The sequence below is a fragment of the Xylophilus sp. PBN-3R genome, assembly GCF_057747805.1.
The window spans coordinates 565,775-584,365 of the sequence record NZ_CM173225.1 but is presented as its reverse complement, the minus strand read 5'-3'; the positions used below and the strand labels follow the sequence as shown (position 1 = coordinate 584,365).

The 18,591-nt window shown below is 65.2% G+C and carries 18 protein-coding genes; 10 read left to right on the top strand and 8 right to left on the bottom strand.

The features are described 5' to 3' along the window. Positions 1-7: 7 nt before the first annotated feature. Positions 8-1,300, top strand: coding sequence for an HDOD domain-containing protein (locus AC3ANW_RS02730; RefSeq protein WP_488343676.1), 1,293 nt, complete (start codon positions 8-10; stop codon positions 1,298-1,300). Positions 1,301-1,365: 65 nt separating this feature from the next. Here the strand turns inward: AC3ANW_RS02730 and AC3ANW_RS02725 are convergent, their stop codons facing one another. Beyond that, positions 1,366-1,617: a hypothetical protein gene (locus AC3ANW_RS02725; RefSeq protein ID WP_488343675.1), complete on the bottom strand. Its 252-nt coding sequence runs from the start codon at positions 1,615-1,617 to the stop codon at positions 1,366-1,368. Positions 1,618-1,865: 248 nt separating this feature from the next. Between AC3ANW_RS02725 and hpxZ the strand changes: the two genes are divergently transcribed. From hpxZ to AC3ANW_RS02710, 3 genes are all read left to right on the top strand, one after another. After that, the gene (gene hpxZ / locus AC3ANW_RS02720) at positions 1,866-2,246 is read left to right on the top strand and encodes an oxalurate catabolism protein HpxZ (protein WP_488343674.1); all 381 of its coding nucleotides are present in this window, start codon (positions 1,866-1,868) and stop codon (positions 2,244-2,246) included. Positions 2,247-2,286: 40 nt separating this feature from the next. Beyond that, on the top strand, positions 2,287-2,448 hold the full coding sequence (locus AC3ANW_RS02715; RefSeq protein WP_488343673.1) for a hypothetical protein: 162 nt from the start codon (positions 2,287-2,289) through the stop codon (positions 2,446-2,448). Positions 2,449-2,566: 118 nt separating this feature from the next. Then, a complete protein-coding gene (locus tag AC3ANW_RS02710; RefSeq protein ID WP_488343672.1) occupies positions 2,567-4,603 on the top strand; it encodes a gamma-glutamyltransferase family protein in 2,037 nt (678 codons plus the stop codon). 394 nt (positions 4,604-4,997) lie between these two features. Here the strand turns inward: AC3ANW_RS02710 and AC3ANW_RS02705 are convergent, their stop codons facing one another. From AC3ANW_RS02705 to AC3ANW_RS02680, 6 genes are all read right to left on the bottom strand, one after another. Further along, positions 4,998-5,222, bottom strand: a complete 225-nt coding sequence (locus AC3ANW_RS02705) for a hypothetical protein (RefSeq protein ID WP_488343671.1) — start codon at positions 5,220-5,222, stop codon at positions 4,998-5,000. Between the two features lie 346 nt (positions 5,223-5,568). Further along, positions 5,569-6,012, bottom strand: a complete 444-nt coding sequence (gene cynS, locus AC3ANW_RS02700; RefSeq protein ID WP_488343670.1) for a cyanase — start codon at positions 6,010-6,012, stop codon at positions 5,569-5,571. Between the two features lie 39 nt (positions 6,013-6,051). Beyond that, a complete protein-coding gene (locus tag AC3ANW_RS02695) occupies positions 6,052-7,047 on the bottom strand; it encodes an ABC transporter ATP-binding protein (protein ID WP_488343669.1) in 996 nt (331 codons plus the stop codon). Positions 7,048-7,091: 44 nt separating this feature from the next. Continuing rightward, positions 7,092-7,682 carry an NADPH-dependent FMN reductase gene (locus AC3ANW_RS02690; protein WP_488343668.1) on the bottom strand — a complete coding sequence of 197 codons (591 nt, stop codon included), beginning with the start codon at positions 7,680-7,682 and terminating at the stop codon, positions 7,092-7,094. Positions 7,683-7,713: 31 nt separating this feature from the next. Next, entirely contained in the window at positions 7,714-8,706 is a 993-nt protein-coding gene (locus AC3ANW_RS02685) for an alpha/beta hydrolase family protein (protein WP_488343667.1), read from the bottom strand. Between the two features lie 4 nt (positions 8,707-8,710). Next, positions 8,711-9,427, bottom strand: a complete 717-nt coding sequence (locus tag AC3ANW_RS02680) for a nitroreductase (protein ID WP_488343666.1) — start codon at positions 9,425-9,427, stop codon at positions 8,711-8,713. A gap of 100 nt (positions 9,428-9,527) precedes the next feature. Here AC3ANW_RS02680 and AC3ANW_RS02675 point away from each other — a divergent pair, with 100 nt between their 5' ends. From AC3ANW_RS02675 to mdoH, 6 genes are all read left to right on the top strand, one after another. Then, positions 9,528-9,890: a hypothetical protein gene (locus AC3ANW_RS02675; protein WP_488343665.1), complete on the top strand. Its 363-nt coding sequence runs from the start codon at positions 9,528-9,530 to the stop codon at positions 9,888-9,890. 46 nt (positions 9,891-9,936) lie between these two features. Continuing rightward, positions 9,937-11,301: a tRNA (N6-isopentenyl adenosine(37)-C2)-methylthiotransferase MiaB gene (gene miaB, locus AC3ANW_RS02670; protein WP_488343664.1), complete on the top strand. Its 1,365-nt coding sequence runs from the start codon at positions 9,937-9,939 to the stop codon at positions 11,299-11,301. A 77-nt stretch (positions 11,302-11,378) separates the two neighbouring features. Beyond that, positions 11,379-12,797 carry a HAMP domain-containing sensor histidine kinase gene (locus tag AC3ANW_RS02665; RefSeq protein WP_488345339.1) on the top strand — a complete coding sequence of 473 codons (1,419 nt, stop codon included), beginning with the start codon at positions 11,379-11,381 and terminating at the stop codon, positions 12,795-12,797. Further along, positions 12,787-13,446 (top strand): hypothetical protein, encoded by a 660-nt coding sequence (locus tag AC3ANW_RS02660; protein WP_488343663.1) that lies wholly within the window; start codon positions 12,787-12,789, stop codon positions 13,444-13,446. The genes AC3ANW_RS02665 and AC3ANW_RS02660 overlap by 11 nt, the downstream gene beginning before the upstream one ends. Next, a complete protein-coding gene (locus AC3ANW_RS02655) occupies positions 13,443-14,834 on the top strand; it encodes a sigma 54-interacting transcriptional regulator (RefSeq protein ID WP_488343662.1) in 1,392 nt (463 codons plus the stop codon). The genes AC3ANW_RS02660 and AC3ANW_RS02655 overlap by 4 nt, the downstream gene beginning before the upstream one ends. 194 nt (positions 14,835-15,028) lie before the next feature. Further along, complete coding sequence (gene mdoH, locus AC3ANW_RS02650; RefSeq protein WP_488343661.1) at positions 15,029-17,038, top strand: glucans biosynthesis glucosyltransferase MdoH; 2,010 nt, start codon at positions 15,029-15,031, stop codon at positions 17,036-17,038. A 76-nt stretch (positions 17,039-17,114) separates the two neighbouring features. On the opposite strand, the gene ffh is transcribed toward mdoH, so the two are convergent. Further along, complete coding sequence (gene ffh, locus AC3ANW_RS02645) at positions 17,115-18,509, bottom strand: signal recognition particle protein (protein ID WP_488343660.1); 1,395 nt, start codon at positions 18,507-18,509, stop codon at positions 17,115-17,117. Positions 18,510-18,591 lie beyond the last annotated feature (82 nt).

The following is an 18,591-nucleotide window of genomic DNA, read 5'->3' as shown; positions in this document are numbered from 1 at the left end:
CAGGCGCATGACGGCTTCTGTCCTCGACTGCATTTCGCTTTCCTATCAACCCCTCTGGGGCCGCGGCCGTTCGCTGGTCGGCATGGGCCTGTTCGTCGCCCCGGTTCCGGACGGTCCGCTGGACGGCCCCATCGACGCCCGCGAACTACTCGACACCCTGGGCGACCGGCTGCCAGCCGACGGCCCGCCGCTGTTCCTGGTGCCGCAGTCGCAGGCGCTGCTGATCGACCTGCTGACCCTGGTCGATCCGCCCACCCCCAAGGCTGCGCCCGGCCCCCGTTTTGCCAGCCGCACCGCACTGGTTCCCACCCTGGTCGTGCAGTCCGAAATGCTCGAAGGCAGCAGCCTGGTGGCCACCGGCGTGCGCCTGGCCCAGCAGCGCGGCCTGCGACTGGTGTGGATGGGCAGCGCCGACATGCCGCCGCCGGAAGACATCCGCCACAGCTTTCACCGCTACTGGCTGACCCTGCCGCCGCCCTGGGCCGCCGCCGCGCTGAAAGACGCCACCCGCAAGACCGAGGTCGGCTACCAGATGGGCCCCGGACGGTTACCGCCCGGCCACATCTTCGGCGGCATCGAAAGCCGGGTGCTGATGGAATATTGCCTGGACCGCTGCAACGCCTTCGCGCTCGCCGGCTGGCCGGGCGAAGACGTGGTCTACAGCCTGCGCCACCAGCCGATGCAGCCCTCGCACGCGGTCGTGCAGCAGACATTGATGGCACTGGAAAGCGATCGATCGGCCGAGACGGTGGAACGCATCCTCAGCGAAGATCCGTTGCTGGTGTATCGCTTCCTGATCTATGCCAATTCGCCAGCACTGGGCCTGCGTACGGCCATCGAATCGGTACGCCACGGAATGATGATGCTGGGCATCGAGACCCTGCGCGGCTGGCTCGGCAAACAACTGCCTTTTGCCAGCCGGGAACCGGCCATGCGGCCGCTCAATGCGCAGCTGGTGCTGCGCGCTCGCCTGATGGACGGACTGCTGGACGCCGGCATCGAGGAAGCCCTGCGCCGAGAGGTCTCGTTGTGCGGACTTTTCTCGGGTCTGGACCTGCTGCTGAACGAACCGCTGGGTGTGTTGCTGCCCCGCATACGCCTGTCGCGCCGGGTGCAGGATGCCGCCACGACCCGCACCGGGCCTTACGGGCCGAGCCTGGAGATCACGCTGGCTCTGGAAGCAGCGGATGCGTTTCCGCTACAGGCGCTGTGTAAGTTGCACGAGATCGAGCAGGGCCGGGTCAACCGCGTGTTGCTCGATGTCTTGGGGGAAGTCGACGCCAAAGGCGCGACGATCTGAGATTGAATGGAAACGGCACCCTGAGGGTGCCGTCGCGTACGCTGGCCGGAAGGACCGGATCCGGCTTATTTGCCGGTATTTTTCAACGATTCCCTGGCCTTGTCAGCCGAGGCGTCCGCGCGGTTCTTGTGATAACCGGCTTTCACGTCGTTGACGGCCTTGCCGACCGGGCCGCTCTTCTTTGCTTCGCTCTCGGCCTGCTTCTGGTCCACCTTGTGCTGTGCGGCATCGGTGGCCTCGGAAGCGGCCTTTCCGATCTGGGCATGGGCGCCGAGCATGGTGAAGGTGGCGGCGAGGATCACGAGTGCTTTTTTCATGGAGGTTCTCCTGTTGAATGCGATGGATCGATCCTCGCCGCAACGGGCCGCGCGGCCTGTCAGCCAGGGCCGCACCCGCACGGCGGCCTCGACCCCATTTGCGCTGTGGGACATTCGGCGCTTCGCCCATCGACCGTCCGCCCTGGGCCGGCGCGCAGACCACGGCCGGCGGCCCACCTTGCGCTTTCAGGTGGGTGAGCCGGCCTTGGCGTGCGACACGGTGCCGGGCTGATCGGACACAATTTCATATGAACCACGAAATCAACCTGCCGGAAATCCTGGAAGAGGTGACAGCCGTCTTCCAGCGTTATGAGGACGCCCTGGTGCACAACAAGGTCGAGGTGCTCGACGAGCTGTTCTGGAACAGCCCTGAGACCCTGAGGTACGGCGCCACCGAAAACCTGTACGGCTACGAGGAGATCCGCGAATTCCGCGCCTCGCGCCCATCTACCGGCCTGGCCCGAGAACTGATCACCGTGGTCATCACCACCTACGGTCGCGACTTCGCCTGTGCCAACTGCGAGTTCCGCCGCGCCGGCAACGAAAGGACCGGACGACAAAGCCAGACCTGGATACGTACGCCGGATGGCTGGCGAGTGGTTGCAGCACATGTGAGTTCACTTCCGTGATGCAATGCGCCCGGATGTCCGGCATGAATGAGGGGTCTGCATGAAACGTTTTTCCACGATTTTGCTGATGGCGCTGGCGATGCTCGCGGCGTCGCTGAACACCGGCTGCACCACCGCCGGTTCTTCCACGCGCGCCGACGGCAACCGGAGCGGTGTGACGGTTTTCGGCGACATCGACGCCGGGGTTTCCAGGGTCCGCTGAGTCGACCCGGATAGGGGTTTTCGATTCGTATCAATTTCATGTATGGCATACAAAATGCTGGTACATGACCGGCCGCTGCAATGGCGGCTTTTCACTGATCGAAAAGCGACTCAACTCCATGAAAAACCAAAAGCCCTGGTGGCTGCTGACTCCTATCGCGTTTTCACTTGCGCTCGCCGGTTGCGGCGGCGGCTCCAATGACCCGGTGATCGTGGCCGATCCGGCCGTCGCACCGCCCGTGGTACCACCGGTGGTCACCGTCGACAACAGCTGCCTGACCAGTTCGACCGGCGCCACCCCCGTGGTGGTCGGCTCAGGCCTGGCCGGCGATGCGGCCGCACCGGAAGCCGCCAGCGGCTACGTGCTGGGCAAGAAGCTCACCTATTCCAAGACGTACATGGTGGTGGCCAACCACCCGCTGGCCACCAAGGCCGGCTGCGACATCATCAAGAACGGCGGCAGCGCAGCCGATGCGGCCGTTGCCGTGCAGGCCGTGCTGGCACTGGTCGAGCCGCAGTCGAGCAGCCTGGCCGGTGGCGCATTCATGCTGTATTACGACGCCAAGACCAAGAAGGTCCAGGCGTATGACGGCCGCGAGACCGCACCGGCTGCCGCCACCGGCAACTACCTGCGATACATCGACCCGACCGGCGTTTCCATCGCGCCGCCGCTCCCGAGCGCCCGCGCCAGCGGTCGTTCCATCGGCACCCCGGGCGCCATGCGCATGCTGGAACTGGCTCACGGCGATCACGGCAAGCTGGCCTGGATGAACCTGTTCAACGACGGCACCAACCTGGCAGAGAACGGCTTCAAGATCGGCGGCCGCATGGCTGCGGCCATCGAGGGTTCGGCTGCCAACTTCAAGCGTGACAACGAGGCATCTGCCTACTTCCTGGATGCTTCCGGCAACCCGCGCAAGCTGGGTGAGACGCTGAAGAACCCGGCCTACGCCGGCGTGTTGCGCGCCATGGCGACGCAGGGCGTCAACGCACTTCACACCGGCCCCATCGCGCAGGACATCGTCAACAAGATCCAGATCACCGCCGGCATCGACGGCTCGGTCATCACGCCCGGCGTGACCACCATGGCCGACATGGCCGCCTACAAGGCGGTGCGCCGCGAACCGGTCTGCACGACCTACCGCAGCTACTACGTCTGCGGCATGCCGCCGCCGTCGTCCGGCGGCCTGGGCGTGGCGCAGACGCTGGGCATCCTGGAAAACTACAACCTGGGTCTGTACCCGCCGACCGCAATCGACATCGAAGGCGGCAAGCCTTCGGTGATGGGTGTGCACCTGGTGACAGAAGCAGAACGCCTGGCCTATGCCGACCGCGACAAGTACGTGGCCGACACCGACTTCGTGCCGTTGCCCGGCTCATCCGCACCCGGCGCCGCCAATCTGGCAGCCGGCGTGGCGACCATGACCAACAAGACCTACCTGCGCACCCGCGCCGGCCTGATCAGCTTCAGCAGGAGCATGGGCGTGGCCCCGGCGGGTGACCTGGGCGCCGTGCCGCTGGGCATCGACCGGACACCGGAGAGCGGCACCACCCACTTCTCCATCGTCGACAAGGAAGGCAATGCCGTTTCGATGACTACCACCGTTGAATCGTCCTTCGGTTCGTATCACATGGCGCGCGGCATCATGCTGAACAACCAGCTGACCGACTTCAGCGCCGCACCGACCGACAGCGGCGGCGTGGCGATCGCCAACCGCGTGGCACCGGGCAAACGTCCTCGCAGCACCATGGCACCGACCCTGGTGTTCAACGGCACCGGCCCCGGCGACTTCCTGATGGCTACCGGTTCGCCCGGCGGCGGCACCATCATCCAGTACGTGGTGAAGACCCTGGTCGGTGCCCTGGACTGGGGCCTGGATGCCCAACAGGCGACCTCGATGGTGGACTTCGGCGCCAGCAACAGCGCCACCACTTCGCTGGGCGGCGAACATCCGAACATCGTGGCGGCCAGCAACGGCCTGAACGATCCGCTGGCCATCGGCCTGCGTGCCCTGGGCCACACCGTGTCGACCAGCGCACAGTCGAGCGGCATCAGCACCATCGTGCGTCGGACCACCGGCACCACTTCGGTGCTGACGGGCGGTTCGGATCCGCGCCGTGAAGGCATCGTGCTGGGGGATACCTACACGCCTTGATGTTCGAGGGCCGGCGGGTGCCGGCCTTTCAGGATTATCCCGGGGCTTATGTTCATTTATTATTAAACAGTCATCCGATGGGTGGCTGTTTTTATGGTTTTGGCGTAAGTCCTGTTTTTTTGTTCTTGATTTTTTTGTGTGGTTTTTAGTTCCGCTTCGCTCTGGTTCTTTCTTCTGCTACTCCGTAGGGTTGAGCCGCTTATGCGCGGGGCAGTCACTTTCTTTTCTGGCAAAAAAGAAAGTAACCAAAGAAAGTTGCCTTGGGAGCGGGGAATCGCATGAGCGATGGTCGGGACTTCGTTCCGCTGCGCTCCCCTCTCGTCCTGGCCTAGACGAATTGATCACCCAGCCGTATTCAATGCTCGCGAATCGGGACGCCCGTTCACCAAAAGCTTCACGCTCTGGCATCGGCCTTGTTTGATCGAATACCGCTGTACGGCTTGTGTGGGAAATACAGCTTGGCACCAGAACGACTACCTGGGGTGATGCCAACCACCGATGCCAGTTGAGAGCCCCCGGCCCACCGCCATTCGCCATTCGCCAGCAAATCGGCAGTGCGCACGATCCCGCTCCAAGCGGTGTTTTCTTCAAAGTCGTACGGCGGCGGTTGATCGAACATGGCCGATGCCAGAGCGTGAAGCTTTTGGTGAAAGAGCGTCCCGAACCTCGTGCGATGGCTTTCCGGGTGCGGTCATCAATGCCACCGTGAGGACGAGAGGGGAGCGAAGCGGAACGAAGTCCCGACCATCGCTCATGCGATTCCCCGCTCCCTAAGGCAACTTTCTTTGGTTACTTTCTTTTTTGCCAGAAAAGAAAGTGACTGCCCCGCGCATAAGCGGCTCACCCCTACGGAGTAGCAGAAGAAATAAACAGGGCGAAGCGGAGACACCCCCCAATAGCGATTAACAGAAGAACAACCCAAAACCCGCAAACCCAGGCCGTTCCTCCCACCCGCAGCAGCCGCATCAATAAGTCTTGTAAGGCAGAAACTTACCCGAAAGAACCACCCGCACACGATCCCCCTTGGGATCATTCTGCCGCCGCATGTCCATCGAGAAATCGATGGCGCTCATGATCCCGTCGCCGAACTCTTCATGAATAAGTTCCTTGATGGTGGTGCCATACACACTCACCAGTTCGTACCAACGATAGATCAGCGGATCGGTCGGCACAGCGGTAGGCAACGAGCCCTTGTAGGGCACGACCTGCAGCCACTTCTGGTCGTCGGCATCCAGGTCGAAGACCTCGGCCAACACCGCCGCCTGTTCGGCAGTCAGTGTCATCTGGCCCAGGCAGGCCGCCGTGGTCCATTCTTTGGACAGGCCGACCTTCTCGGCCACGCTGGCCCAGCTGATGCCCTTCAGCACCTTGGCGGTCATGATCTTTTCGGTAACGTCGTTGCGGCTCATGGAAAAAGCTCCTTGAATGAATGTTGGACAGGGAAAGAGTCAGTGGGCGACGGCCCGGCCGACCAGGAAATCGACGATGTCGTTGCGCAGCGCGTAGTAGCCGTCGAGGTGGTGCAGCGCCGCGCGCGTGCGGTTGCGCGGCAGCGGGTTGACCACCACTTCGGCAATGCGCCCGGGCTGGTAACCGGCCACGCTGTCGGCGCCGTTGCTCATCAGCAGGATGCGGTCGGCCAGCAGGATGGCTTCATCCACATCGTAGGTGTTCATGAAAACCGTCTGCTGCGTCTGCCGCACGATGGCCATCAGTTCGTCCTGGATGGTCCCGCGGGTCAGGGCGTCGAGAGCGCCGAAAGGCTCGTCGAGCAGAAGCATCTCGGGCTGGATGGCAAAAGCGCGGGCAATGCCCACCCGCTGTTTCATGCCGCCCGACAACTGCGTAGGTTTCTTGTCGATGGCATGGCTCAGGCCGACCAGCCCGACGTTCTTCTCGACCCGCGGCGCAGCGCCCACGCCGTCGTCCCGCATCCAGGCCGAAAGTGCCCTGAGTTGTTCCAGTGCGGCGGTCAGCTCTGCCGTGCGCTCCGCCACCTTCTGTTCCAGTACGTTGCGCGACTGGCGCAGGGCCAGGTCGGCGCGCCGCCGTTCGGTGATGTCGACGAAGGTGATGACCGCGCCTCGCACCTTGCTGCCGTCCAGGATCGGGTGACTGGAATATTCGACCGGCACCGCCGACCCGTCGCGTCGCCAGAACACCTCGGTGTCGATACGGCAGGGCTGGCCCCGGCGGAAGGCGCGGAAGATGGGGCACGCGCTGTCCGGATAGGCCGATCCGTCCTGCCAGCTGTAGTGGGTAAGCTCGTGCATGTTGCGCCCCAGCACGTCGGCGGCTTCATAACCGAGCATGCTGGCGCCGGCCCGGTTGATGAAGACGCAATGGCCGTCCAGGCCGATACCGAAGATGCCCTCGCCGGTGGATTCGAGCAGCAGCCCCAGGCGCTCGGTCCAGGCGGTGGATTCGGCTTCTGGGACAGACATGTCCGGCAGGCAAGCAATGCGCGTGCCGTGCGGCCTGGCTCAGTTCAGTAAGGCGGTGCTTTCCGCGCCTTCTGGGCGCGGGCAGCCTCGGTCCACCAGGCCAGGTCGTCGGCGAAACGGCCGAACGATTTGTCCAGCGACTCGCCTGCGCTGCCGGTCGGTTTGCCGTGTTCGTCCAGCGTCTGCGAAATGGGCCCGACGGCCAGCGTGCTGGAGATCGGCACCATGCCCATCTCCGAAAGGATGCCGTGCCAGGCGGTGCCGGAACGCACGCCCGAGAACCGGCCGGCCGAATAGCTGGCCACCGCCGCCGGGCGCCAGAACCACTCTTCCAGAAAGTGGTCGGTCAGGTTCTTGAGGCCGGGTTGCGGCCCCCAGTTGTATTCGCCGGTGACGAAGACGAAGGCGTCGGCCTCGCGGATCTTGCCGGCCAGCGTTTCCATGGCCTCCGGGGCCTGGCCCTCGGGATATTCCTTGTACATGCGGTCAAGCATAGGCAGGCCCACCGCCTTGGCGTCGATCAGTTCGGGCTCGGCACCGCGCGCCCCGAGTTTCTCGACCAGGTAATCGGCCAGGCGGATGCCCAGGCGGTCGGAACGGTAGGAGCCATAAAACACCAGGATCTTGTCGGCCATGTCGGAAGGTCTTTCAGGTTGTGCGTTGGGATCAGGGCATGTTGCCAAGCAAGGCGGCGCGGGCGGTATCCGAGGGAAACACGCAGGCCACGTCGTGGCCGCAACCCGGCACGATCGTCAGCGGACGGGGGCGGCCCGGCCTCAGCACGGTGCGTTCATATTCGACGAAGGCCTGGCCGCGCTGCAGGCGGAACGGGCCTTGGGCCATGGCGGCGCAGGACTTGTCCAGCACCCGGTAGGCCGTGCCGGGGCCGGGGCCGCTGTCGAGTGCGCCTTCCAGGTACTGGACGTCGGCGGCGACATAGGTCGCCCGGGCTTCCGCCGCACTGCGCCCCAGCGCCTGCGGCAGGCCATCGATGCCGTATTTCCAGCGGTCTATGCCGGCGCAGGCATCGGCGCCCGGCCGGGGATCGAAATACAGCCAGGTGCCGGGGTCAGCGACCACGTAGCGCAGCGCCGGGCCGTTCGCCGGCGGCCGGGCGAACGCGATGTAGTGCTGCACCATCTGCCCGCCCGCCGAAAAACCGGCCACGGTAATGCCGCGCAGGCTGGGCCAGCGGGCCGATATTTCGGCGACCAGCGCGTCCATCGCGGCGAAGGAGGTGATGTGTCCTCCGTTGGCCGACGCACCGCCTTCCAGCCACGAAGCACAGGTCCACAGCAGGTCGCCGTCCTGTGGATCGGGTGTGCCGGGCGCATCGCATTTGCCGGCGTCGGCCGCCGCCACCTGGAACACCGGCGCGATGACCAGCGTGTTGTCGAGCGCACCGGCGTTTTTCACCGCTTTCAGGCTGGCGTCGAATGTGCGGTTGGCGTCTCTCGGATGGCCGTGCATGGCGACCAGGGCGCGGTTGGGTGTCGCACCCGTGGGCATGGAGGCGTAGTAGTTCAGTCTGCCGCCCGCCCCGGGAATGTCGAAGCTCCGATAGCAGCCGGGGCCGGCCGACTGCTGGCAGGTTTCGGTCGCGACTGCGTACTGGGCGAAGAACGCCAGGAAGAACACCAGGAACATCTTGCGTTTCATGGTGTCAATCCAGCCATTTCACAAAGTCGGCTACCTCGATGCGCGGCGGCTGGAAACCGTTGACCGGGTCGTCGCCGTCGGCATATCCCAGCGCCATGCCGCAAACGATCATGTCGTACGGTTTCGCGCCGATCACCGGACGCAGGATGTCGCCGAAGCGGTTCCAGGCCGCCTGCGGGCAGGTGTGCAGGCCCCGCGCCCGGGCGGCCAGCATGATGTTCTGCAGGAACATTCCGTAGTCGAGCAGCGAGCCGCGGCCCATCACCCGATCCACCGTGAAGACGAGTCCGACCGGCGCATCGAAGAACTGGAAATTGCGGTTGTGCTGGGCCTGCATGCGTTCGCTCTCGCCTTTCCGGATGCCCAGCAGGCCGTAAAGTCCCCAACCGGTCTGGCGACGGCGGCCGATGTAGGGCTCGGTCCAGGTCTGGGGGTAATAGTCGTATTCGTTCTGGAACCGCGCGGCCAGGGACGGGTCGGCATTGGTCGCCTGGTCGGCCGCGGTGACCTGCCGCACCACGTCGGCCAGCGAAAGGCCTTGCAGCACCGCCACTTTCCACGGCTGGGTGTTGCTGCCCGATGCGGCCCAGCGGGCGGCGTCGAGGACTTCATGGATCAGCGCGGCATCGACCGGCCGGGGCAGGAAGGCGCGCACCGAACGGCGGCTGCGGATGGCGGCGTCCACATCGGGGGTGGCGTCTGTACGGAGGGGTGAATTCACGGCAGGGCGTCCGGTTGTCTCGTCGGACCGAAGGATACCCAGCCGGACCTGAAGCTGCAGCCGCTAAAATCGATCGCCTCTCAGCCCCTGGATGAACACCATGACACGCTGGACCGCTGCCGCACTGCTGGTGCTGGCCGCCGGCATCGCCCCGATGGCCTGGGCAGATGATCTCCGAGCCTTCCCTGAAAACGCCTTGCGTGGCCGCCTGCAGGTGGTCACGCCGCCGGCCGTCGTGCTCGACGGCAAGGACGACCAGTTGTCGATGGGCGCCCGCATCCGCGACCAGCGCAACCTGTTGGTCACATCGGCCACGCTGGCCGACGGCGAAACCCATGCGGTGAACTACCTGCGCGACGGCTTCGGCCTGATCAGCCAGGTCTGGGTGCTGACCGAGGCCGAGGCCGCCATTAAACGCGCCACCGCCAATCCCACGCTGCTGCAGCGCTGGTTCGGACTCTGATCCGGCGCCCCGCCAAAGCCCCACACGCCCAGAAAAAGATTCCCCCATGACCACCAAAAAAGTTTTCATCAAGACCTTCGGCTGCCAGATGAACGAGTACGACTCGGACAAGATGGCCGATGTGCTGGGCAGCGCCCAGGGCTATGTGCCCACGCTGGATGTCGAAGAGGCCGACCTGATCCTGTTCAACACCTGTTCGGTACGCGAGAAGGCCCAGGAGAAAGTGTTTTCCGACCTGGGCCGCATCAAGCACCTGAAGGCGCGCGGCGTGAAGATCGGCGTGGGCGGCTGCGTGGCCAGCCAGGAAGGCGCGGCCATCATCGCGCGTGCGCCCTATGTGGACGTGGTGTTCGGTCCGCAGACGCTGCACCGCCTGCCCGAGATGCTCAACGCCCGCGAACGGCTGGACAAACCCCAGGTCGACATCAGCTTTCCGGAGATCGAGAAGTTCGACCACCTGCCGCCGGCACGCGTCGAGGGCGCGACGGCTTTCGTGTCGATCATGGAAGGCTGCTCCAAGTATTGCAGCTACTGCGTGGTGCCCTACACCCGCGGCGAGGAGGTCAGCCGGCCGCTGGACGACGTGCTGGTCGAAGTGGCGGGCCTGGCCGACCAGGGTGTGCGTGAAATCACCCTGCTGGGCCAGAACGTCAACGCCTACCGCGGCGCGATGGGCGGCACCGCCGAAATCGCCGACTTCGCCCTGCTGCTGGAGTACATCGCCGAGATTCCGGGCATCGCCCGCCTGCGCTACACCACCAGCCATCCGAACGAATTCACGCCGCGCCTGATCGAGGCCTACGCAAAACTGCCGCAGCTGGTGAGCCATCTGCACCTGCCGGTGCAGCACGGCAGCGACCGCATCCTGATGGCCATGAAACGCGGCTACACCGCCATGGAATACAAGAGCACGGTGCGCAAGCTGCGCGCTGTGCGGCCCGATCTGTCGATGAGCAGCGACTTCATCGTCGGCTTCCCGGGCGAGACCGAGGAAGACTTCCAGAAGATGATGAAACTCATCGACGACGTGCATTTCGACAACTCGTTCTCCTTCATCTTCAGCCCGCGTCCCGGCACGCCTGCGGCCAACCTGACCGACGACACACCGCAATCGGTCAAGCTGCGCCGCCTGCAGGAACTGCAGGCCGTGATCGACGCCAACACCCGCGACATCGGCGCCAGCCGGGTCGGCACCGTGCAGCGCATCCTGGTCGAGGGACCGTCGAAGAAATCCAGCGCCGATGCACCTGAACTCATGGGCCGCACCGAGTGCAACCGGGTGGTCAATTTCCAGGGACCGAGCCGCCTGATCGGCCAGATGGTCGATGTCAACGTCACCGAACTGCTGGGTTATTCGCTGCGCGGCGCGGTGGTGGTGGTCGAAGGCAACGCGGTGCCGGTCGCGGCATGACGGCGCCGCTGCACCAGGACCTGTCGCTCACGGAACACGGCGCCGCCGCCAGCGGCCGGCTGCAACCCAAACGCCGCATGTGGCTGCTGCGGGTGTCTTTCCAGCAGATGCTGCTGCTGGCCTTCCTGCTGATCGCGGCGCTGCTGGGCGGCATCTCGCTGCGGGCGGTCTTCACCTTCGACGGCCTGATGGGCCAGAGCCGCGGTTTCGCCGCGCGGGCGCTGCAGCTGAACGCTGCCGTCCAGGGCCTGGGCGACCGCAGCGCCACCATGGAACGTGCAGGCCGGCAGTCGCTCATCCTGAACGACGGCATGCTGCGCAAACGTTTCGACGAAGCCGCCAGGGAAGCCGACGGCCTGCTGGACGAACTGGTGCCGGGCGATGTTCCGCGTGAGGTGGCGGCCCGGTGGCGCGAAGAGCTGGGTGACATCACCGCGCTGTTCGCCGGGGCGCCCGACACCGCACTGGAACGGGAAAGGGCCATGTCCGGGCAGTTCCGCGAACTGGAACGCATGACCGCCGTGGTGGCACAGGAGGTGCAGCGGGCCATCGAGGAACGCAACCGCGCCATGGCCAGCGAACTCGACCTGAGCCGCGAACGGCTCACCCGGCTGGTCATCGGCACCATCTTTCTGGCGGTGGTGCTGGCGGTGCTGCTGGGTGTCTGGCTGGGCCGGCCGTTCAAGCGGCTGGAGCGTGCCATCGTCGGCCTTGGCGAAAACCGGCTGGATGTGCCCATCGACATCCGCGGGCCGGCCGACGTGCAGCGCATCGGCCAGCAGCTGGAATGGCTGCGCCTGCGGCTGACCGAGCTGGACGCCGACAAGGCGCGTTTCCTGCGCCACATCTCGCACGAACTGAAGACCCCGCTGGCAGCCATGCGCGAAGGTGTGTCGCTGCTGGAAGACGGCGTGACCGGCGAGCTGAACGAAAGCCAGCGCGAAGTGGCCGGCATCCTGCAGCAGAACACCGCCGTCCTGCAGACGCAGATCGAGGCGCTGCTGCGCTTCAACGCGGCCGCCTTCGAGGCGCGCCAGCTGAAACGCGAAAAGACCGATCTGCTGCAACTGCTGGAAGAACAGGTCGATTCGCAGCGGCTGCAGTGGCAGGCGCGCGGCCTGACCATCGACCTCGAAGGCACGCCGGTATCGGCCCAGGTGGATGCCGGCAAGCTGGGCACCGCGCTGGCCAACCTGCTGTCGAACGCCATCCGTTTCTCGCCGCGCAACGGCCGGCTGTGGCTGCGGCTGGCCAAGGTCGACGGCCGGGTGCGCATCGAACTGCAGGACGAAGGTCCGGGCGTTGCCGAGAACGACCGCGCCCGCATCTTCGAACCCTTCTACCGCGGCCAGGTGCAACCCACCGACGCGCCACGCGGCAGCGGCGTGGGCCTGTCCATCGTCCATGAATACATTGCTGCCCATGGCGGCACGATCGCGCTGCTGACCGACACCAGCGGCGCTCATTTCCGCATCGAATTACCCAATGCCCTCTAGTTCCCGCCCCACCCCCAACGGATATCTCTTCCGCACGCTGCTGCTCGGCTCGCTGGCGGCCTGGCTCGGCGGTTGCGCCACGCCGCCGCCGCCCGCTCCGCCGCCGCCCGCTCCGGTCGTCTGCGAACGTCCTCCGGTCGAAGAAACACCTGCCAGCACCAGCGCTGCGGTTTCCAGCAGCAGTCCGCGCACCACGGTCCTGGCCCAGGCCGAAGGCAATGTCGCCCTGCTGACCTACGCCGACCGTGTGCGAGTGATGAGCATCGGTGAACTCGGCGCCGAGATCGCCCGCCTGAACGACATGCCCGAAGCCGGCCGCGGCGCCTATGCCGACCTGCAACTGGCCATCGCCCTGGGCCAGACCCGGCAGCCTCAGGACATGCAACGGGCCATCGGCGTGCTGCAACGGCTGGCCAGCGGCACTGGCGAAGACGCCCGCCGCCTTCAGCCGATGGCTCGTTTGATCGCTGCACGCTATGCCGAACAACGCCGGGTGGAAGACCTGCTGGACAAACAGAACGCCGCCATGCGCGACACCCAGCGCCGGATGGACCAGCTGAACGAACGGCTCGAGGCGGTGCGTGCCATCGAACGCAGCCTGACCCGGTCCAACGGCGCCGCCGCGCCGGCCGGCGGAGCCCGCCCATGAGCAGCCCGGGGCAAGGCGCCCCCATCCTGGTGGTGGACGACGACGCCGACATGCTGCGGCTGCTGTCGATGCGGCTGACCGCTGCGGGCTACAAGGTCACCGCGGTCGGTTCGGCCGAATCTGCCCTGAACCAGCTCGAGATGTCGCTGCCGCAACTGGTGCTGTCCGATGTGCAACTGCCCGGCAAGGACGGCCTGGCGCTGTTCGACAACGTGCGGGCCAAACACCCTTCCTTGCCGGTCATATTGCTGACCGCGCACGGCACCATCCCCGACGCGGTCGAGGCGACGGCCCGAGGCGTGTTCACCTACCTCACCAAACCTTTCGACGGCAAGGAACTGCTCGACAAGATCGGCCAGGCGCTGGCCCTGAGCGCACCGCAGGCGGCCGAAGAAGACTTCGACGAATCCTGGCGCGCCGAGATCGTCAGCCGTTCCCCCCGTATGGCCGAGGTGCTGGCCGAGGCGCGGATGATCGCGCAGTCGGATGCATCGGTGCTGCTGCGCGGAGACAGCGGTGCCGGCAAGGAACTGCTGGCACGCGCCATCCACCGCGCCAGCCCCCGTGCCCGCAAACCCTTCGTGGCGGTGAACTGCGGGGCCATCCCGGAGAACTTGCTCGAATCCGAACTGTTCGGCCACATGAAGGGCGCCTTCACCGACGCCCATGCCAATCACAAGGGCCTGTTCCAGCAGGCGGACGGGGGCACGCTGCTGCTGGACGAGATAGGCGACATGCCGCCCGCCTTGCAGGTCAAGCTGCTGCGGGTTCTGCAGGAACGCGCAGTGCGGCCGCTGGGCTCCAGCGCGTCGATCCCGGTGGATGTCCGCATCATCTCGGCTACCCACCGCGACCTGGACGTGGCCATGCGCAACGGCCAGTTCCGCGAAGACCTCTATTACCGGCTGAACGTGGTGACACTGACGCTGCCCACGCTGGGCGAGCGGCGCGAAGACGTGCCGCTGCTGGCGAACTATTTCCTGCACAAGCTCAGCAAGAAGTACGGCAAACGGCTGTCGGGTTTTGCGCCCGAGGCCCTGAAAGCGCTGACCACCGCATCCTGGCCGGGCAATGTGCGCCAGCTCTACAACGTGGTGGAACAGGTTTGCGCGTTGTCGACCACTCCGCTGGTGCCGCTGGCGCTGGTGCAGCGTGCATTACGCACGCCGTCGGTCGAAGTGCTGAGTTACGCCGACGCGAAAACCAAGTTCGAACGCGACTACCTCGTCGGCATTCTCAAATTAACAGACGGTAACGTCGCCGATGCCTCACGGCTGGCAGATCGCAATCGGACCGAGTTCTATCGCCTGCTGCAGAAGCATGCACTCACACCAGGACATTTCAAGGCCGATGCTGTCGCCGATGGCCAGAACGGCGTCGCTGACTGACGACAATGCTAAGTCATTGATTTATATGGGATGGACTGCGGGACAACCCTGAGATGTCGGGGTTTGGCGACAAAAAGACGTGTTTTCGACCGGGCGGCGGCAAAAATTCGAAGAGAATACTTCAAAATAAAGCGCTAAGTCCTTGATTAAAAAGCCATTTAAAATGCTGGCACGGGCATTGCAGTAATGCTCCCATGCGAATCCTAAATGCCACCTCCCTCCGGCTCCGCGCCGCCCGCAGCAAGCTGCGTGAGGAACGTCACCCGAATGCGGTTACCGCGCCTCCGGTGAATCGTGGATCGATGGCTCCCCTGCCATGGCGCGGTTTCTGGAACAGCGTCGGCACCGGCATGCTGATGGCGGTTACCGGTCGTCGCGGCGCGCCCAGCGTCATCGATGCCGAACGCAAGTCGCCTGAAGCCTGGCAGCGCGCAGCCAATGCCCGCCGCATGACTTTCCTGCTGCTCACCATCTTCACGACCGGCATCGCCACGGCGCTGTTCGCCGGTGTGCAGCCCGATTACGACAACGCCTTGCTGCAGTACGGCCAGATCGTGCTGTTCGCCGTGTTGTCGGCCTGGGTGGTTACAGGCTTCACCACCGCCCTGATGGGTTTCTGGGTGTCGCTGCGTGGCGACCCGCACACCCTGTCTTCGAAGGAAGTCCGCGACCACACGATGAACCCGGAAGCACGCACCGCGATCATCATGCCGATCTGCAACGAAGACGTCGCCACCGTGTTCGCCGGCCTGCGCGCCACCTGCGAATCGGTTGCCGCCACCGGCAATGCCAAGGTTTTCGACGTGTTCGTGCTGTCCGACAGCTACAACCCCGAAATCGCCAAGGCCGAACGTGCTGCCTGGGAAGACCTGCGTACCGCGCTGGCCCAGAACCCCGAGCAGCCGCAGATCGAGGTGTACTACCGCCTGCGTACCCGCCGCACCCACCGCAAGGCCGGCAACGTTGCCGACTTCTGCCGTCGCTGGGGCAAGGACTACAAATACATGGTGGTGCTGGACGCCGACAGCGTGATGAGCGGTGACTGCCTGTCGACCCTGGTCAAGCTGATGGAAGCCCATCCCAAGGCCGGCATCATCCAGACGGCCACCCAGTCGATCGGCCACGCTACCCTGCATGCACGTTCGCAGCAGTTCGCCTCGCGCATGACGGGCCGCCTGTTCACGCTGGGCATGCAATTCTGGCAACTCGGCGAATCGCACTACTGGGGCCACAACGCCATCCTGCGCGTCGAGCCGTTCATGAAACACTGCGCCCTGGCTCCCATCGAAGGCACTGGCGGCATGTCCGGCGGCATCATGTCGCACGATTTTGTCGAAGCAGCGCTGATGCGCCGCGCCGGCTACCAGGTATGGCTCGTGTCCGACCTGGCTGGCAGCTACGAACAGCAACCGCCCGACCTGCTGAGCGAACTGCAGCGTGACCGCCGCTGGTGCCAGGGCAACATGCAGAACTTCCGCCTCATCGCCGAGCCGGGCCTGCACCGGGTGCACCGCGCCATGTTCCTGACCGGCGCCCTGTCTTATGTTTCCGCCCCACTGTGGCTGGCCTTCATGACCCTGGGCACCGCCCTGTGGTTGTCCGGCAGCCGTCTGGTGCAGAACTTCGACATCCTGCCGGGCGAACTGATGGGCCTGTGGGCCTTTACCGTGGCCGTGCTGTTTTTGCCGCGTGTCCTGGGCATCGCCGCCGTGCTGATCAAGGGCGAACAACGCATGTTCGGCGGTGTCGTCGGCCTGCTGAAGAGTTCGCTGCTGGAAAGCGTGCTGGCCGTGCTGCAATCGCCAGTTCGCATGCTGGCCCATTCACTCTTCGTGGCGACCGCCCTGACCGGCATCAAGCTGGACTGGAAGTCGCCTCCCCGTGAAGCCAACGGCCTGGGCTGGCGCACCGCTGCAGCGAGCCTGGCACCTATGAGCGCCGTGGTCGCCGTGCTGGCTGCCGGCATCGCCGCCATCGACCCCAGCGCCCTGCTGTGGCTGCTGCCGGTCGGCCTGCCGCTGCTGCTTTCGGTGCCGGTCAGTGTGTACACCAGCCACGTCGAGCTGGGCAGCGTGATGCGCAGCCGCGGTTTCCTGCTGATCCCGGAAGAGCGCTGGTCGCCTTCGGTGCTGCGTCGCGCACGGCTGCATGCCAACCGCCTGTCGCGTCCGCGCCTGGCTGCACCTGCTGCCGCTGCTGCCTGATTCCTGGATCAGGCAAACACAAAAAAACCGGCTCGATGAGCCGGTTTTTTTATGCGCGCTGCCAAAGCGCGTCTGTTCAGAAGGGCCGTTTTCCGCCCATTCCCGGCATGCCGGGCATTCCGCCCATGCCCTTCATGCCGCCCATGCGTTTCATCATCTTCATGAGGCCGCCGCCCTTCATCTTCTTCATCATGGTCTGCATCTGGCCGAATTCGTTGAGCAGGCGGTTGACGTCCTGAACCTGCACACCGGCGCCGGCTGCGATGCGGCGCTTGCGGGTTGCCTTGATGAGCTCGGGCTTGCGGCGCTCCTGCGCGGTCATGCTGCAGATGATGCCTTCCTTGCGGCGCACTTCACGTTCGGCCTTGTCCATGTCGACCGCGCCTGCCTTGGCCGTCAGTTCGGTCGGCATCTTTTCCATCAGGCTGCCGAGGCCGCCCATCTGTTTCATCTGGCGCAGCTGGCCCAGGAAATCCTCCAGGTCGAAGCCGTCGCCGCTCTTGACCTTGGCCGCCAGCTTCTGCGCGGCTTCCATGTCGACGCCCGCAGTGACCTGCTCGACCAGCGCCACGATGTCGCCCATGCCCAGCACCCGGCCGGCGTGGCGTTCGGCGTCGAACACTTCCAGCCCGTCGATCTTTTCGGACACGCCGGCGAACTTGATGGGCGCGCCAGTGATCTGCCGCACCGACAGCGCGGCACCGCCGCGTGAGTCGCCGTCGAGCTTGGTCAGCACGATGCCGGTGAGGGGCAGCGCTTCCTTGAAGGCCTTGGCGGTGTTGATCGCATCCTGTCCCTGCATGGCGTCGACCACGAACAGGGTTTCAACTGGATTCAACTCGGCGTGCAGTTCCTTGATTTCACGCATCAGCGCTTCGTCGATGGCAAGGCGGCCGGCGGTGTCGACCAGCAGGACGTCGAAATAATGGCGGCGGGCGTAGTCGATGGCCGCACGCGCGATGTCCAGCGGTTTCTGGTCGGGTGTGCTGGGGAACCACTCGGCGCCGGCCTGGGCGGTCACCGTCTTCAGCTGTTCGATGGCGGCCGGGCGGTAGACGTCGCCCGACACGGTCAGCACCTTCTTCTTCCGTTTCTCGATTAGGTGTTTGGCCAGCTTGGCGGTGGTGGTGGTCTTGCCGGCGCCTTGCAGGCCGGCCATCAGGATCACCGCCGGCGGCTGGGCGTTGAGGTTCAGGTCGGCGACACCCTCGCCCATGGTGGCGGCGAGTTCGCGGTTGACGATGCCGACCAGCGCCTGGCCGGGCTTGAGGGAGCCGAGCACGTCGGTGCCCAGGGCTTTCTCCTTTACGCGGGCGATGAAGTCTCGCACCACCGGCAGGGCGACGTCGGCCTCCAGCAGGGCCATGCGCACCTCGCGCAGCATGTCCTGCACGTTGGATTCGGTTATGCGGGCCTGGCCGCGCATTTCCTTGACGAGTCGGGAGAGCTTTTCGGTAAGTGCGGAGGCCATGGAAGGTGTGGGGAGTAGGGGAATCGAAAGCGGAGAAATGCGGCGTCGGGCAGCGCGGCACCGCGACGAGGGCTGGGCGCGA